General features: G+C 32.7%; 12 protein-coding genes. 9 read left to right on the top strand and 3 right to left on the bottom strand.

Annotation, left to right across the window (positions count from 1 at the left end; genetic code table 11):
* The first annotated feature begins 126 nt into the window (after window positions 1-126).
* On the top strand, window positions 127-1,125 hold the full coding sequence (locus AC59HZ_RS27210) for an Abi family protein (RefSeq protein ID WP_496548900.1): 999 nt from the start codon (window positions 127-129) through the stop codon (window positions 1,123-1,125).
* Window positions 1,126-1,531: 406 nt separating this feature from the next.
* Here the strand turns inward: AC59HZ_RS27210 and AC59HZ_RS27215 are convergent, their stop codons facing one another.
* Entirely contained in the window at window positions 1,532-2,305 is a 774-nt protein-coding gene (locus AC59HZ_RS27215; protein WP_496548901.1) for a hypothetical protein, read from the bottom strand.
* Between the two features lie 254 nt (window positions 2,306-2,559).
* On the opposite strand from AC59HZ_RS27215, the gene AC59HZ_RS27220 reads away from it, so the two are divergent.
* From AC59HZ_RS27220 to AC59HZ_RS27230, 3 genes are read left to right on the top strand one after another with little or no spacing between them, the layout of a single operon-like run.
* The gene (locus tag AC59HZ_RS27220; protein WP_496548902.1) at window positions 2,560-3,018 is read left to right on the top strand and encodes a hypothetical protein; all 459 of its coding nucleotides are present in this window, start codon (window positions 2,560-2,562) and stop codon (window positions 3,016-3,018) included.
* Window positions 3,019-3,033: 15 nt separating this feature from the next.
* Window positions 3,034-3,945, top strand: a complete 912-nt coding sequence (locus AC59HZ_RS27225) for an exonuclease domain-containing protein (protein ID WP_496548903.1) — start codon at window positions 3,034-3,036, stop codon at window positions 3,943-3,945.
* Between the two features lie 19 nt (window positions 3,946-3,964).
* Window positions 3,965-6,514, top strand: a complete 2,550-nt coding sequence (locus AC59HZ_RS27230) for an ornithine cyclodeaminase (RefSeq protein ID WP_496548904.1) — start codon at window positions 3,965-3,967, stop codon at window positions 6,512-6,514.
* A 385-nt stretch (window positions 6,515-6,899) separates the two neighbouring features.
* Here the strand turns inward: AC59HZ_RS27230 and AC59HZ_RS27235 are convergent, their stop codons facing one another.
* Window positions 6,900-7,235: a YolD-like family protein gene (locus AC59HZ_RS27235; RefSeq protein WP_496548905.1), complete on the bottom strand. Its 336-nt coding sequence runs from the start codon at window positions 7,233-7,235 to the stop codon at window positions 6,900-6,902.
* A 267-nt stretch (window positions 7,236-7,502) separates the two neighbouring features.
* Here AC59HZ_RS27235 and AC59HZ_RS27240 point away from each other — a divergent pair, with 267 nt between their 5' ends.
* The 4 genes from AC59HZ_RS27240 (at window position 7,503) to AC59HZ_RS27255 (ending at window position 14,590) form a co-directional block, all read left to right on the top strand.
* Window positions 7,503-8,156, top strand: a complete 654-nt coding sequence (locus tag AC59HZ_RS27240) for a DNA-methyltransferase (RefSeq protein WP_496548906.1) — start codon at window positions 7,503-7,505, stop codon at window positions 8,154-8,156.
* A 1,206-nt stretch (window positions 8,157-9,362) separates the two neighbouring features.
* Window positions 9,363-10,667, top strand: a complete 1,305-nt coding sequence (locus AC59HZ_RS27245; protein WP_496548907.1) for a hypothetical protein — start codon at window positions 9,363-9,365, stop codon at window positions 10,665-10,667.
* Window positions 10,651-12,729, top strand: a complete 2,079-nt coding sequence (locus AC59HZ_RS27250; RefSeq protein ID WP_496548908.1) for an McrB family protein — start codon at window positions 10,651-10,653, stop codon at window positions 12,727-12,729. Before AC59HZ_RS27245 ends, AC59HZ_RS27250 begins: the two co-directional genes overlap by 17 nt.
* Window positions 12,713-14,590 (top strand): hypothetical protein, encoded by a 1,878-nt coding sequence (locus tag AC59HZ_RS27255; RefSeq protein ID WP_496548909.1) that lies wholly within the window; start codon window positions 12,713-12,715, stop codon window positions 14,588-14,590. The genes AC59HZ_RS27250 and AC59HZ_RS27255 overlap by 17 nt, the downstream gene beginning before the upstream one ends.
* Window positions 14,591-14,877: 287 nt before the next feature.
* On the opposite strand, the gene AC59HZ_RS27260 is transcribed toward AC59HZ_RS27255, so the two are convergent.
* On the bottom strand, window positions 14,878-15,177 hold the full coding sequence (locus tag AC59HZ_RS27260) for a helix-turn-helix domain-containing protein (protein WP_496548910.1): 300 nt from the start codon (window positions 15,175-15,177) through the stop codon (window positions 14,878-14,880).
* Window positions 15,178-15,353: 176 nt separating this feature from the next.
* Here AC59HZ_RS27260 and AC59HZ_RS27265 point away from each other — a divergent pair, with 176 nt between their 5' ends.
* Window positions 15,354-17,021: a DUF262 domain-containing protein gene (locus AC59HZ_RS27265; RefSeq protein WP_496548911.1), complete on the top strand. Its 1,668-nt coding sequence runs from the start codon at window positions 15,354-15,356 to the stop codon at window positions 17,019-17,021.
* Window positions 17,022-17,526: the final 505 nt, after the last annotated feature.

Consider the following 17,526-nt stretch of genomic DNA (forward strand, 5'->3'; position numbering starts at 1 on the left):
TATGGTAAAATGGTAACATTAGCATTTAAACAAAAGAGTAATAGAATTTATGAAAGATAAAAATTTGAATCTAAAAACCAATGTATTAATCCCTATATAAAGTACTAGTCAAGAAGGTGAACATCTATGAGTTTAAGTTCTACTGCTTTCGATGAACTAAAAGATTTAAAATACACATTAGTGAAGCAGCAACCAATATTAGTTTTTTTATCAATAGAAGATCGTTTAAAAAAATTAGAAGATCGAAATATTAAATTTAATTTAGTTTCCAAAGAAGATGCTAATGATTTTATAACCAAGAATACATATCTCTATAAAATTTCCCATTACAAAGATAATTTTTATACTAATAATAAAAGGGAGTTTATTGATTTAGACTTTGGGTATTTAAAAGATTTGTCAACAATTGACATGCATATTAGATATACATTTCTAAAATTATGTCTAGATATAGAACATGGAATTAAAACTACAATATTAGCTTATTTTAATAAAAAGAATCCCACTAATGGGTATTCAATTGTTGACAGATACATACAGTCCAAACATGACAAAAAAAATAATACTTCTTCATTAAAAGATATAAAGTTACAAATTTTAGAGTATGCTAAATTAGCTACACATCACCTAAATCAAGTATATATAGTTATACAAGAGGATATAAGAAAAGAGTTAAACATTTGGGAACTAATCGAATGTGTTGCGGTAAATGAACTTATCGAATTTTATATATTTTTTAAAAAGGCCGAAATAGATAAAATAACAAATAAACCTTATGAAAGTATTCTCTATGCTTTTAGACATGTTCGTAATATCTGTGCTCATAATAGTCCTTTTTTAATTAAGTTAGATAAACATACAAGAGGTCAAAACACTATTCTTAAAGAGTTATTAAAAAATGAAAAACCGAAAATAGATATAACCAATCAAAAAATTCTTGACATTGCTTCAGTGTTTTATCTACATAAAGAATTTGTTACAAGCCATGGAATAAGAGAAAACAGGAAAGACGAATTAAAACAGCTTTTAGAAAGAGTAAATAAAAATTCAGAATTTTATCGTCAAAGTTATGCAAAAAATATATTAATTCAGTTTAATAATCTAGTTGACATTTTTTTTGATTAGTACTAAACTACAAGTAGGAAAATTGGTTATCCAGTTGCAGTTATTGGATTATAAAAATTCGATAGTTGTTTAAAGTAGAAGAGATAGTTGTTCATATGTAGAAGAAATACATAAAAAAGAGAGTCTTATTCTGATCAAATAAGACTCTCTTTTTTTATAAATTTGAAAACGTTTTCGTAACGGGTGCTGTTATTAACGTTCTTTTTCTTTTAGAGCCTTTTACAAAGTTTTGTTGCTATTTGCCCCGTATGCAAACTCTGTTTTAATTCAATTATTTGGCGAATATGATAACGCACATATATAGAAAAAGAACCTGCACATACCTATGCAGGACTCATTCCCATTTTTCTTCATTTGTTTACTTGTTTCAGAAAGTGCGAAAAGGGATACATTTCCCTAGAATGGTTTAGGGATGTTTGAAAAGAAGGCTTGGTTTTCCAACCCATACTTTATTCATCGATTTGACGAATCCTGATTTTATAAAAAAGGCAGAATCAAGAATAGGGTATTCATTAGAAGGTACGCCCCAATAAATCAGTTTAATACCGTCCTCTTCAATCCATCCGCCGAGACCTTCCCATTCTTTTCGTTCTTTCTCCTTGAACACATTAGGGGTATCCACTAACCAGAAATCCACTTTGAAGGCATCTTTTAAATATCCGTTTATTTCTTGCAAAATCATTTGAGGGATCCCATCTTGAATATAGGGTTCCATTAAGCAAAAGTTATTAATTTCGGCTACTCTACCATCCACCAGTACACTGGTTTCGCCTGACTCTTCTTGAACAAAACAATAATCTCTCTCTTGAGAAGGTCTAACAGCTGTACCTTGTACCTGTTCTTCGAAACTATTAAGGGCAACAAATGAAGGTTGTGAAAACCTATCATATATCCTCACTTTGGAACGCCAGTTATCCCAATCATCATCTTTTATAATGAAATCGATATGGCCGATTTGTTCCACCATCGGCTTATTCGTGTCGAAATGTTTTTCTTCTCTGATAATATCAAATTGCAAAGACATGGTAATCGAATAGTCGGTATCTTCCGAGAATGGGTCATCTTCTACGATTTCTGTTTTCATCTCGGAAACGATGAAACGGTAATCGACTCTTGGCTTGTCAGGGTCAAACGGAGGAATAAGAATATCAAAATCATTATTAAAAAACTCTTCAGACATGTACAACATCCTTTCGAATAATAGGGTTTAAATTATTGTTAATATCTTATAATCCCATTCTATCATAAAAAATACCTATCAAATGGAAAAAAGTAGCATGTTCCAATGCCTATTTGTCTCCACCCCGATATTTGCAAACATTAAGAAGCCGTTTATTCACGGTCATTTCTTAGGGATATTTTCATATTTTTATATAAAATGTATAATTAATGATAGGTAGGAAAAAAATCCTAATTTTAGAGGAGAAAACAATAATGACTGAAGGAAAATTATTTTTTCTAAACACTGCTGATCCCAATCGTCCAATTGAAGAGAAATATGTTGCAGATGTAAATGGTTTTACAAAATCATTTGTCAATAAGGAAGATGCAATGATTTACCTTTATGATAATGGAGTTAAAAACTTTAAGTATCTTACAAAGGCAGAATCGGAATATAAAGATTATAAGAAACTTCCAACATACGAGTTTTGGCATCTTGATAATCGTGTTGGGTATGTGCTTTATGACTATGAGCAATACGTTGATGAAAACGATAAAGTACAAAAGAGAAAAGCATATGTATGGAGATTTGTTGGTTATGGAAGAAGTTGTTTTGCTCCAACCCGTGAAGAGCTGGGAGATAAGGTATTGACCTTAATCAAACACTATAAAGTTGATCCTAACGAATGTGGCCATAACACCTATCCATTTTATACAAGATATTATCGATAAAGGAGACCATGGGATATGAAAAATTTTATTGTGTTTGATTTTGAAACTGCAAATAGAAATCGGCATAGTATTTGCTCCGTAGGTATGATCTTTGTTGAGGATGGAAGAATAGTAGATTCGGTGTATCAATTGATTAATCCTGAAGAAGAGTTTGATGTATGGAATATTGCAATCCATCATATCACTCCGAATGACGTAAAAACATCTCCGACTTTTGATCAATTTTATGATTCTATAAAAGATAAAATTGATGGCAAGTTACTCGTGGCACATTATTTACCCTTTGATGGATATGCTTTAAGGGATAATTTAAATCGGTATAAAATCGAGCCGAAACCTAATCAGTTGCTTTGTACTTACCAATTATCAAAAAGGCTGATTTTAGGTCAATCAAGTTATACCCTTGATTCATTATGTCAATACTTCGGGATTGAATTAAAAAACCATCACCATGCCTTGGATGATGCCAGGGCATGTGCTGAATTAATGATTAGACTTGCAGAGGAATATGAATTAATTGATCTTGAAACAATTTATAAAAAAACGAACATCAAAGCTGGGGAAATCACGTCGGAAAGGTATCGTTCTTCACTTGTAACCTCCTGGGATTCGAAAACCTTAAAATTATCCGATATAGAAGTCTCAACGGATGCCGTAGAAAATGCTTTTTACGGCAAAAATATAGTATTTACAGGAAAGTTAAATACCTTCTCTAGAAAAGAGGCTGCACAACTGGTAGCAGATAAAGGTGGTAAACCTCAAAGCGGAATAAATAAGGATACTAATTTTATTGTGGTTGGGGATTTCCAGGATGTAATGATAATAGGAAACAAGTCTTCAAAATTAGAAAAGGCCGAAAAAATGATTCATGAAGGTAAAGAACTTGAAATAATAAGTGAAGAAGATTTTCTGAAAATGCTTTCATGAAATTTAAGGAGGGTCAAGAATGAGCTTTTTAAAATCCTTAAAGAATATTTTAACAACTACAAACGGAACTCAACTACCTGAAGAAAACGGTACCCAAGTAATCAAGCAGCATAAATACTACAAAAAAGTGAATAAACATCTATTTAACTTTGTTCAGACTATCACGTTAAAAATTGAATTTGAAGAAAGTTGGGACAAATTTTTTTCCATCGAGAAGGAAAATCCAAAATTAATTGGTTTTGAGAAAAGGTCTAAAAAGAAGTTCCGTCTTCTTCATAAATCAGAAGAACAATTCAATATATATGCAGCCTACACGATTGAAATCGTAAATAAAGAACAAATAAAACGGGTAATTTTCAAGGATACTCCCATTGAAAAAATGTCTATAGTTGATGCCAATGAAAAAAATGTTATTTTGCGTGAAAAGGAAAACATTGCTTATATCAATCTAGAAAGTGGTAAAGCTTATGTTTACCGTTTTGAATGGCAGCCTTTTTCGAGTGCAGTAGGGGACAATTACTGGCTGGTCGGTACTAGGGAGACTTATGAGGGTCCTGGTGAGTTATACATGTTCGGTACTAACGGTGAACTGAAATGGGCAATAAGCTTCACTGAACCTGCTATGAATACAATGTTTGGCCCCGTTCATTTCACAGCGTACCATTTAAAAGTATCGGATGATTATAGTGACATTTTTGTTTCTAGTATGGATAAGCTTTATAGGCTTGGACCAGATGGAGAACTTAAGGCGAGGATTGCTATTTCCGAATTAAAGGAAGAAGAATTAAGAAGAAAACATGAGGAGACTCAAAGAGCATTATCGGTTCCGCCCCAAAATAGGGATGAAGCAATAAGCCGAATTGCCCAACAAATCGGCGAACAGTTTATTGCTGGTTTTAGCCGATTAACGTTCCATTCGCCTTTCACAGGTTTTGCCCACGACCCATCAACTGATATGCTATTTATTTTGGAAGATGAGGGAAGGGTAACAGGCTGGGATTTAAATGGAAGGCTTATTTGGACCAACACCTTTAAAGAAAAGGGAAGGTACATATCATGGATTGATGAAAAGCTTGTGCTTTCTTTTGTTACAGGCGAGACTCTTTGGTTAGACCGTAATGGATTTTTCGTCTATGGAGCAAAATTGCCAAAAGAGGCGTGGACAATTTCTCCGATTCCAAATCAAAACAAATACTTAATCGTTTGCCAAGATAATCGTTTATATGAACTTAACAAAGATGACGGCAAAATAATCCCTGGGACTGCAGGGCATCCTGGAATGGAGTTATTTAATCGTTCAGGTCATAATATTTTCTTTGACGGGGAAGGAAATAAATCGGGGTATTTTTGGCTTGCTCCTCTTGGGCATGAGTGGGGTATCTTAGAACGGACTGAAATTGATGAATCAACCAATATTAAAAGCACAACAACCAGTGTTGCACCAGAAATAAAAGAAACTAAACCATTTAAATTAGTATGGGAAATTAAAAGTCTGACTGAAGATGGTTTTTTTGGAAAAAGAATCGTCGATTTTAAAAACCGATGTATATATGTTAATGAACGACCAAAAGTAGATGCGAGAAAAATATATGACACGGTAAAGGACGAAGAAGAAAGACGTAAATATTTTGATGCACAAGATTTAGTGTGCTTTGACTTTAAACAAAATAAGTTGTGGTCAAAACGATTTTACAACTATTTGTTTTCAGTGTTCTTAAGCCCAGATAAAGAGCACATATTTATTGGGGTTCCATTAAAGGTGAATATTTCTTATGAACCTGGTTTTATTGTTGTCCTTAACAAAAATGGTGTGGAGGAAGGGAAAATTAAAGCACCTGCTCACGGATTCCATATTGATTTTGTTTCAAACGATGAAGGCATTATTCACTTTACCGTTGATCGTGGTGAAGAGCCAAAAATATATCAATTAATTAAAGATAAAACAGGAAAATGGAAACTAGGGGAGCGAATAAATAAAGACGATTTGCAGAATGAGTTTGGAGCAGGAATATCACAACTAAGCTTAAATAATTTTTCGCTCACGAGAACGGATAAAAAGAAATATAAAGGGTGTTTTGGGGGAAGAGAGCATGAATTAAAAGTAAGTGCTGCCATCTACGAAGCTTATGAAGTTGCCCAAAATAACCTATTAGTAAGAATCGGCAATAAAACAATCACTTATATTGATCAAAATTTTAACAAGATTTGGGAGGTCAAAACAGAAAATGCTGTAACAAGCGTTGTTTTAGGTATTAATACTTTTTTGATCGTTTCTAAAGAGGAAATAGACTCCTATAATTTAACTGATGGCCAGCAAAATTGGAAGATGGCAGCTCCTCCAAAATCAAATGTTAATGATGTGATTTGGTCTCAAAGAATGATCACTTTTATATGGCAATGCGGAAATCAACAAGAATTTTATGTTGCTACAGTTAATGAACACGGGAATATCCGTAACAGTCAACTCTTTAAAGATTTAACTTTCTACAATGATACAGTATTCAATAAAGAACAAAATACATTTATTATTCAAAAGTCCAAGTCAATTGAAAGTTATAAAATTTACTAAGATTGGCTAATTAAACTAATTAAATTAGAGGAGAAAGGGCATTTGGTTTAAAAATCAAATGCCCTTTTGGGCGTATAAAGAAATGGGTTGACATAAAACGCATGAAGAATTCAGGAAACAATTCGAAGCAATATCCAAAGGGGGATATAAACTCTTGTCCGATTACGTAAATGCCAAGACTAAAATCAATGTGATCCACAAGGTTTGTGGGAATCAATTTGAAGTGTCACCACAGCACTTCATAAATGGAACTCGATGCCCAAATTTACAGTCCATTAAATAACCGGATTCTACCATAATATAAGCTTTCTTATTACATTAACTTGCTTCTTCAGTAAAAAAACGTCAAGCCAAATAAGGCTTACACAATGTTTATGTCCTCTTATTATATTACCTTGACTCCGACAACACTATCGAATGCCACCCGCTCGAATTCTCCAGACTTCACCTCAATCCGTAGCTCATGTGAAATAGGATCTATGTAATGAACTAATCCATTAATGTCATGCGTAAATCCGTCATCCCAAACTTTCAACATTACCGGATGGTTATATTCCATCGAGTAAATTATACGCAGGTCGAATTCCTCTGCCTCATGCTCGTCAATAATAGGCTTCTTTATCCGTTCAGTATCGATCCAAAAATCACGCTGCATCTTTGCTTGTTCGGGCTGAAGATAAGCCGCAGCCCATTTGATTTTACCTCGGTCACGTATTGCCATAATTATCACCTCGGTATTATTATACACAAACAAATGTTCTGTATGTAAATAAAAAGAGAAAGAAGAAATAGCTGATAGGAAGTTGGTGGCAGACTGGTGGCAAAAGCAATCATACTGCCTCCAATTCATCTGTAATGTAACGATTATTGAGTAAAATAATTAATTCATTAAAAAGTCTAATTATCCCCTTTTTTTTTTTAGACAAAAAGAATTTAATTCAAACACCTTAGCCAACAAAGGGAATTAAATCGATTGGGGATAAATAAAATGACTTTTTGTAAATCAAAACAAGAATTAAAGTTAATAAATGGTGATGCTCTTAATGAAATAAAAAAGATTGCTAGTAATTCAGTGCATTTAATCTGCACAGATCCGCCTTACTTTATATCAAGAAAGACAAATTTTAAAAAAGGTGGCGGTGACCAAAAGAAATATGGTTCTATTTCAATGGAGTTTGGTGATTGGGATTTAAAAGAGAATAGTATAAATTGGTTCTCCTTATTAAAAGAATTTAAGAGAGTCCTAGTTCCGGGTGGAACAATGGTGATTTTTTATGATATTTTCAAATTGAGTGATATCGCAGGTACCGCGGAAAAATTGGATCTAAAGCAACCTAGAACAGGATTCTGGGAAAAAACTAACCCAGTCCCAATTAATGCGAAAGTAAATTACTTATCAAACCCAAGGGAGTGTTTTATTTCCTTTACTAAAGGGACAAAAAGAACATTTAATTCATATTACGATAGGGCTTTTTATGAAGCACCTATAGTTAGTGGTAAAATAAGATTCCACCCTTGTCAAAAGCCAGTCTCTGTACTTGAAAAAATTATTGCAACTCATACCAATGAAGGTGATACAGTATTGGATTGTTTTATGGGTTCTGGCTCAACAGGACATGCTTGCAATAAATTTAAATCGTAACTTTATAGGGGTTGAATTGGATGATACCTACTTTAAGAAGGCTTCTAAAGTATTACATAATGCTAACGCTAGCTGATATGGGGAAAAATCGTTCTTACTGCTAAGATAAGACTTTTTATGAAAAAAATAGTAGTTGAGAAGTAAAAACGGAACGGACCCATATCAAAAGAAGGCTGCTGTTCTCGAAAAAATCTTTGAAACTCCCAATAATGAAGAACAAACAATATTAGATTGATTAATGGGTTCTGGATTAACCAGGACTGGCTGCTATAAATAATTAGAACATGAATATCATACAACGGAAGAACTGAAAAGATACGTTCCTGCAAGATTAGAGGTAAGACCTGATCAGATAAAAAATGAAGAATAGTTTACTTAGGATTCCCGTAATATGGGAATTCTTTTTGTATTTGGCAATTAAAAACTGTTGTTTATAGCAGTCTGTTTTTGAAAACAAAAAAGCTAAAAATATGCAAGAAATGAATAAAAACTTGATATATTTTCGACTTTGCATCCAAATGAAATTCGATTAATCCCCGTGTTTGTACTAATCTTTACAAAAGTGTGTATCATTTAATATCTCTCTTTTAAATAGTGGTCCACTTTCTGCTTAAAAATTATTATATAAAATTTCAATTCTCCTCTTTCATTAATCTGCTCCGTTAGACAATAAGAAAAGCTGTCAAATTAACAGCCCTTTTAATAAAGTCAATCACCTATAAATAAATTTTACCTGTGCAAACCCGTTTGGAATTACGAACTAGGTGAACTAGCTCATACAGACGATTATATATAAGGATTTTGGCTTAGAAGCCAAATGCAGTTTTATTTTTTTTTATTTTGAAATCGCTGCAACCATTTCTAAAGTAATAAAATAAAATTTTAGATTCATATATTTAGAGTTTCAAAAATCCTATTTTTTCATAATTTTGGTATAATATACATATTCTTTAAAAAATCAAAATTAAAAGGTGGATTTTATATATGGAAAATAGTTCCTAAATAAAAGTTCTTTAAATCAGAATCCCTTTTTTTGCACTAGTTTAATTTTAATACCCTTTGAAATGGAGTGATAGATATGTCAATTACTTTATTAAGCTTCGAAACTTAGATTGAGGGAAAAAAATATTCAGTAAGTTCAAAGATACAAATCATAATAGTTTAGAAAAAATTTTATTATCACTTTATAAAGGAAGTGACTTAAGTGTGTTTGACATTGATTGGTTCCTATCCATATTAGATAAATCAGACATGGCTTATATATGTCAAAAATTCAGACTAACTGTAATCGGTTTTCAACGGAATATGAATAACGCACCCATTAAATCATTAGGAAATACCCTTAAAACAGCCCTTAATAATGGTTTTCAAAAGAAAAAAGGGAATAAAAACGACCATTTACCTTTTGAAGTCATGCTAACGGACATAGCAAAAGATCTGACCGGTAAATACCCGTATATATTAGGACTGTCATTTCACGAATTTGCTGTTCGTGCCGAACTGGAAACGGACTTGAATGCTTATGAAATTATTTCAATCACCTATCATCAATTCCCAAAAGATTATCAAGAACATTATAAATCTATCGTCGCCAACACCAAGGAAAACCGATATATCTTTTATGGATTGTCAGAGGAATTAAGCAAAACCCCCATTGAAAAGATTTATACAATCGTTGGTGCTGACAAACTTCAAGAAAGAAATATCAAATTATTAAAAAAGTTTGAAAACGAATGTTTGCAGTCCAAAGAAGGAGTATTTGGTGAAATTAGAGATTTGATGGATGATGAAGAATCTGCATTTCGAGTTTTAGCTAAAGCGGAAAAAGATTTGCATGTATATATTTTGGTCGCCTTTTTATTAAAAGAAGAGAGGTATAACGATGAAACCTACAAAGACCTTTTTCAAGCCACAGTTCTTGACGTTCAAGCCTATGAATTAGAGCGATTAAATCTAACAGCTAAAGAAAAAGAAGTGGAGATGAAGAACTTTGAAAACAAATTAAAAAAACTAGTAGACGAAAAAAATACATTAGAAAATGAAAATTCGAGTATTGTGACTCATTTGAATACGCTAATAGAAAATGAGAAAGTCCTTAAGGGCAATGTAAAAGAGCTTACAAACAAAATTTCAACATTAGAAAACGTTCTACATAAGAACGAACCACTTCAAATGGTTTATTATCGCATCATTACGGAAAATAACTTTATTGTTGTCACGAAAGATGTTGACCATTTTGTAGGGACCCCTTTTGAAAGCGTAACCATTTTACCATCGGAATTTAGAAAAGAAATTAAGACAAATGCCTTTCATCCATACAAGGAACAAACAGTTTTTGTAACTAGATCCTCTTTCTCCAATGGAACGGAATGGTATCAATTCAAACAGTTTTTAGAAAAACATCATTTGCGTTATGAAGAACTGGGTCAATATGAAATTACCTGTTATATCCAAGAAATTATCCAACACTTAAGTAGGAAGGAAGTTTTGATTTATGCAGACGAAATTTGAACAAAAAGAACTTTCACATACAGATAAGAGGAATATAGAAGAATGTTTTATTCTAGGAAAACTGGCGGATGATGATATTAATTTACCAGGATTGGGCAACGAATCAGGAAAAGCAGTAAGCTATTCGGCGTATGGGGCTCCGGGTAGTATTGTTTTTTATGTACAAGCTTACTCTGACGAACCCCCCCTCTTGAAACAGCTATTAGAAAAACGACCAGAGGATGTGTATATCACATTCGATAACCGCAACAAACTGTATTTAGGACGTGAAAACTATGAGACTTCTGAGAATAAAGTGGAATTTATTAGACAACATTTTGAAAATAAACTGATCCTCTTCAAACCTAAGTTGAGTTATGAAGCCCCAAAGAAAAGATATCACTACAATTTTGATATTGTGTTGGTAGATAATGAGGAAGAACAATCTTCTCATTATGTGGCAATCCCTCATTATAAAAAGGGGATTTCCCATAAACGTTTTGAAAAGTTGTTGATAGACCAAAAACCAATCGAACTTGAGCAGTATAATCATAGTTTTGATATCCCCGAATTCATTGTGTGTGATAATTTTATTTATCACATTCCGGATTCAGAAGTTTTTGAAAAATATAAGGCAAGGACGACCACTTATATTTGCCGGAAACCTGAAGAAATCAAACGAATTGCTTTGCCGCACAATTGGCATTTTTCGATGGCTAAGGCAGCTTATAAAGACCTATGTTTTATTTCGACAAAAAATAGAGGGGAATTAATTGATGAAATCGATCAATCTGGAGATATCATTACAGAGTCTTATAAACAATCGGAAAGAGCGGAAACACAAGAAAAAACGAATGAACCTATCCTTTTAAAAGTTGTAGAAAACGAGGAGGAGCAACATAAAGAGGATATCAATTTTTCATTTCCACAGAATCCCCATCAGGATTTTTCTCCGGAGTACAAATTTTTAGATAGATTAGAAGTATTAGCGGAAGAAAGAGATTTAATTTACGATCAAAATGACTTAAAAAACCTGCATATTTCTTTAAAAACAAGCAAATTCACTATATTGGGCGGTATGAGTGGGACTGGTAAATCTGAACTCGCACGTCTATATGCGGATGCCCTTGGGCTAAAACACGGGGACAACCTATTATTTATACCCGTAAGCCCATCTTTTACGGAACCATCTGATGTATTAGGTTTTTTGAATCAACAGACAGGTATATACATGGAAAGCGACACTGGATTAGTCAGCTTCCTCTTAAAAGCCAATAATGAAAAAGACAAAATGTTCATGGTTATCTTTGACGAAATGAATCTGGGCCAAGTGGAGCATTATTTCAGTGATTTTATTTCCATTTTAGAAGCTCCAATTGGTCAAAGAAAATTAAAGTTGTTTAGCGATAGAGCTATGTGTCGTCAAGAAGAATACCGCGATGGAATCGAAATCGGTGAAAATGTTTTATTTGTTGGGACTGCTAATTTTGATGAAACCGGTAAGGAATTTTCGAACCGCCTTTTAGACCGTTCCAATGTTTTGATTTTAGAGAAAAAAGGGTTTTTAGAAGCGAAGATTTACGAAGAAGTACAAAAAGAGCTGGAAGAAGATGAAAGAATTTCAGCAGACCTGCCATCCACCATTAGTTCTCAACTTTATAAATCATGGATTAAACAATCGACAGGTTTATTATCCTTGGAAGATGTGGAATTAAAGATTTTGGATGAACTACACGAACAAATTAGCAATTATGATTCACAAACAGGGGTATCATTCCGAATTGTAAAAGCCATTTCACAATACCTTGCCAATGTCCCATATGATGAGGATGGCAACGAACTTCTTTCTCGTGATGTTGCTTTTGATTACCAAATCAAGCAGAGGATTTTACCAAAAATTCGAGGATACCGTGACCAAATAGAAAGTCTTGTTTTCAAACTGGACAATGAAGGTAAACCGAATGAAAAAGACGGAAAAATCGGTATTATCTTGACAAAATACGAAGGACCGGAATTTGAAAAATCTTTAGTCTATCTAGAGCAAAAAGCGAAAGAGTTGATTCGAAATGGCTATACGTTGTAATGGTAAGGATTTGCCCATCACGATTGCAATTAATCATGATAATGGGAATGATAAGTTGTTTACACAGATTTCCCCCTATGATGCTTATATGAATCAAGATTCCTATATTCAGCTTTATGAGGGATTAAACACGGGTATCAAATTTTTTGCTGATTCTCCTGAACATTTTGATCAAGACGCCAGAATCGAAATTCAAACTTCCCTTTATGATTCTTCGGATACACAAAAATCTTTTGTGTATCCACTTTCTTTAGAACCGAATTTGAACTGGATGCATAAACAATCTAACGATAATACATTTCCATGGAGAATGGGAACGTATTTCATTCATGTTTATTACAAAGGTCAAACCTATACAACCGGCTTTTTAGTAAAACCTTTGTATCTTTCAACAGAACAAGTAAAATCGGTTCACCATTATTTAGAATCGAAAATTGAAGGGATTATCTATGACCTGATTTACAGCAATGAAAGTTTAACGGACCAAGAAGAAAAAATACTCTCCAATTGGTATTATGATTACGCAAGATATATCATCGACCAAAAGGAATCAATCTATTATTTTTTACTGTCATTAGAAAACCAGCCCCTATCCAATATAATAGGCAGTAATGAAGTAAGCTTAACTCAAGGAAGGCTAGATAGACGGTCCATTAAATGGAGCAATACAAATAAAGGTTTGGCAAAAAACAGTGGTAGTGGAGAAGTAACCTTTTATTACAATCGGATTAAGAAAGTAGATTACAACCACAGTGCGAATCGCTGGATAAAAAATGTACTATCGAATTGGACTTCAGACATACACCACGTCATCGAAGCCATTTCGAACAGTCATGCTGCTGTGCAAAAGAACCTTCATTCTTTAAGCCAGAAAATTATCTCCTTGCATGAAAGAAAAGAATATTTGAACACCAAAAGAGAGGTTTCGAAAACAACGAAAATTGATATTTGGTCTCAAATCTCGATTGTAGAAAAAGAAATCCAAAAACATGTAGAAGTTTCAACACAACAGCAGAACTGGATTACTCAGATGCGTTCAATTTTTAGCCGAATGATATATTTGTTGAACAATTCATTTTTAAAGGAAATTGAACGGGGTAAAATCAAACCTATTTTAAAAAATAACAATTATTATCAACTTAATTCTATTTATGAAAAGTCCAAATTGATTCAACAGGATGAAGGAAAAAATAAGCGATATGTAAAAATTCTAAAACCATTCTGGCAGATCTATGAATATTATTGTTTATTTACCGTTATTGATAGTCTTAATAAAATTGGATTTCGGATTAAAAAAGGGTTTGAGCCTAATTTTGTTGAGCTTTATCATCAAAGCCTTATTCCACCGGAAACTTTCTTCGAATTAGAGAACGAAAAAGCCATCATTCATTGTTGGTATGATAAATACCACGGGGATAAGTTTGCAGCTGAACAAAAGGGAGAATTATTTTTCGCTGGACAAGAGAAGAAAAGACCGGATATCAAACTGGATTTATACGAAAAGCAAGAAAATGGTGAATTGCTTTTTAGAAGCAGTTTAATTTTCGATGCTAAATTTAGGAAATTAGCAAACATGCATAATAACGACTATGCCACAACGACATATCAACAATTAACAAGTTACTACAGCTTTTTTTACTTGGGTAAAAACAAAAAGTCTAAATGGCATCCGGTGGTGCATCAAGTCATTTGTTTATACGGAAGTGAAAAAGAAGCAGAAGTTAGAAAAATAGTTGAACCTATCACGTATATAAAACTTTTTCCAGAAATAAAAGGGATTGGAGAAATTGAAACAAAAGGGGAAAAAGAAGTGTTAGAGGATCTTCATTATTGGTTAGAAGATTTAATTCTTTCTCCATGATCCTCGAAAAAAAGGGCCCCAGTCTCGGTTGAGATCGGGGCTTTCCTTTTGACCCTAGCATTCCATATTTTCGGTATCGGTAATACAGATTGGAAAAACAAAAAACCATTAAGTTTTTTAACTATCATTACACAAAAATAAAATAGTTTTTCTACTGCTTAAATTGTTGAATTATAGGACTGATAAATTTTTTTGTTTTTTCTGATATAGAAATCATTCCATATGATTTTATTGCTGCTTCAATTTTATCTAACATATAATTAAGCTTATTTTTAATATATGTAATATTAATTTTTTACTAAAAACGATTCAATCATTTCGGTAATTTTTTGTCTTTGATTTGGTGATAACTGTTTAGCTGTATCAATTAAGTTAATCATATCTGGCGGAAAATCCTTAAATAATAGACTGACTGGTATCTCTAGTGCATCACAAATCTTAATTAAGGTTTCGATTGATGGAGATTGTACATTATTTTCTATTTTACTAATAGTAGCTTGGCTTACTCCACAAATCCCTTCTAGTTCACTGCTGGAAATGCCTTTAGTTTGCCTTATAGATTTTATTTTTTCTCCAATATTAATCATTTACCAAAACCCCTCAATATAATTTAGTATATTTTGAATAATCATAGCAAAAATGTATTTAAAATAGGTCAAATATTCGTATTCGAATATTTTTTATTAAAAAACGTTTAAAAATATTCGTATTCGAATATAATTGGAATATTGCAATCTGTTCCATCCTAAAGAGGTGAAAAATTATGTCTATCGATACTAAGAGATTAAGTCTAGGAAAATTGCTGGGAAGTGTTAATGAGGTCTACCGGATTCCCCTTTATCAACGAACTTATAATTGGGGAAAAGACCAATGGAATGACCTTTGGGAGGATCTAATTAGGCTTGAGGGTGAAGAAACTCATTTTTTAGGTTCTGTTATAACAATTAGTTCAGAGCGTAAAAAAGGGTTTAGTTATTTTGAAATTGTTGACGGGCAGCAACGAATTACTACTATATTAATTGTACTCACTGCTATTCGTGATTTAGCAGAGGAATTAGACAAGGATAGAGCTGCCTACATTAACAACCATTTTTTAAAGAGCTCAACTATTGATGAGCAAGAAGCAAAACTAATTTTGGGGAGGAAAGACAATAAGGTATTCAAAAGATTAGTGGAGAAAAAAGTAACAAAGGAAGATGCAAAAACTGAAAAAATCATACAAGCATATTATTTCTTTCAAGAAAAGCTTCAAGACAGCAGTATCCAATGGCAGACCGTATATACAAAATTATTGGAGTCATTTGATCTCGCATTAATGGTAACAGATTCATACTATGATGCATTTAGATTGTTTGAAACATTAAACAATAGAGGGCTATCACTTTCTTCTGTGGACTTAATAAAAAACTATTTATTAAGTAAAATTGCAACGAATGAGTCAATGCTTGAGGAATGCATAGAAATATGGGATCAAATTATTGAGAATATCGAGGAGATTGAATCAGTCCGACACGATAAAGTAAGATTCTTTAGACACTATTTATTTTCAATTGAGTATGGGATAGTGCCGGTACCTAAATTGTATTCAAGATATCAAATGCTCATTGACAATACTACTAATATTTTATGCATTGTTGAGGATATCTGGCTAAAGTCAGAGCTATATGTCAAGTTGTATAACGGAATAGTTGGAATGAAAGAAGTGGATGACCGTTTAAATACGCTAGTACGTATTGAAGCAACCACTAGCTATCCTTTGCTTCTTAAGTGCTTATCAATGGATCTCCGTAAAGAACAACTAGTAAAGATTTTAGAAGCAATAGAGGTTTTTACACTTCGAAGGAGTATATGCAATATATCCACAAGAGACATCGACAGAATTTATAATCACTTGGCTTTGGAAGCATTTGAAAAAGAAAACCCTGTAAATTATATAATTGAATACTTAAAAAAGAGAACGCCAAGTGATACAGAATTCTATTTGAATTTTCAAAGGAGAGACTTTACAAGGTCACCACAGACTAAGTATATATTAGAAATGATTGAAAATGCTTTGACCAATAATACAAAGGAAAAAATAATTAGTTCTAGAACTGATGTTCATATAGAACATATTATGCCTAGGGAGTTGGTAAGAAAAAGCTCTAAAGCTAATGACCCTTCGTGGTATAAAGAGTTAGGTTCAAGAGCTTCTGAACATTTACTTTTTGTAAATAGAATCGGTAATCTGACTCTCCTTGGAAGTGAATTGAATATTGGTGCTTCAAATAATCCATTTGTGGAAAAGAAACAGAGATACGGGCAGTCAAATATTAATTTGACAAAAGAAATTAATAAGAAGAAAAAATGGAATTTCGACGAGATTGAAAATAGAAGTAGATACCTGGCTGGTATTGCTAAACAAATTTGGAGTTTTAATAACATTGAATAAAGGTTTGTGAATATTTTGACCACTGAATCAAAGTGGTCTTTTTGTATACAAAAAAGTTCTTAAATTATTGCTTTCTTCAATCTTAGGCTAAAATCGTAGAAAACCAGATACAGGCCATTTTTTGTTGTATTATTGCCTTTGTATAATTTATCAATAAATTCTAATGAGGTGGACAAGTGGGTGATTTACATTTAGGGTAACAACATGCCCTGTAGTTAAACAAGTAAGGGTGAATTGCTGCATTTACCCTTATTAATTACATAAAAAATAGTGACTTTTATAGTAACGGATTTACTTTAGAGGTGCAAACAAGTAATTCGCATCGAAAGACGCACTGGAATTCACATCGTAGTGCGTTTTTTATTGACTTATCAACCATTTTTAAATGAATTTATTGTGCAAGAAACATAGTCCACTTTATATAACCTTGGTTGATTGTCAACAATAAAAAACTTATTGCTTTAAGATCTTCATTTAATCTAATTGGAGGATAATTGTAGTTTAG

It is taken from the genome of Neobacillus sp. DZ-9 (assembly GCF_059587065.1).

Excerpts from the sequence above, each read along its gene's own strand:
- AC59HZ_RS27230 (WP_496548904.1), top strand. The coding sequence starts at position 3,965 with ATGAGCTTTTTAAAATCCTTAAAGAATATTTTAACAACTACAAACGGA.
- AC59HZ_RS27260 (WP_496548910.1), bottom strand. The coding sequence starts at position 15,177 with ATGATTAATATTGGAGAAAAAATAAAATCTATAAGGCAAACTAAAGGC.
- AC59HZ_RS27210 (WP_496548900.1), top strand. The coding sequence starts at position 127 with ATGAGTTTAAGTTCTACTGCTTTCGATGAACTAAAAGATTTAAAATAC.
- AC59HZ_RS27225 (WP_496548903.1), top strand. The coding sequence starts at position 3,034 with ATGAAAAATTTTATTGTGTTTGATTTTGAAACTGCAAATAGAAATCGG.
- AC59HZ_RS27255 (WP_496548909.1), top strand. The coding sequence starts at position 12,713 with ATGGCTATACGTTGTAATGGTAAGGATTTGCCCATCACGATTGCAATT.
- AC59HZ_RS27250 (WP_496548908.1), top strand. The coding sequence starts at position 10,651 with ATGCAGACGAAATTTGAACAAAAAGAACTTTCACATACAGATAAGAGG.
- AC59HZ_RS27220 (WP_496548902.1), top strand. The coding sequence starts at position 2,560 with ATGACTGAAGGAAAATTATTTTTTCTAAACACTGCTGATCCCAATCGT.
- AC59HZ_RS27265 (WP_496548911.1), top strand. The coding sequence starts at position 15,354 with ATGTCTATCGATACTAAGAGATTAAGTCTAGGAAAATTGCTGGGAAGT.
- AC59HZ_RS27235 (WP_496548905.1), bottom strand. The coding sequence starts at position 7,235 with ATGGCAATACGTGACCGAGGTAAAATCAAATGGGCTGCGGCTTATCTT.
- AC59HZ_RS27240 (WP_496548906.1), top strand. The coding sequence starts at position 7,503 with ATGACTTTTTGTAAATCAAAACAAGAATTAAAGTTAATAAATGGTGAT.
- AC59HZ_RS27215 (WP_496548901.1), bottom strand. The coding sequence starts at position 2,305 with ATGTCTGAAGAGTTTTTTAATAATGATTTTGATATTCTTATTCCTCCG.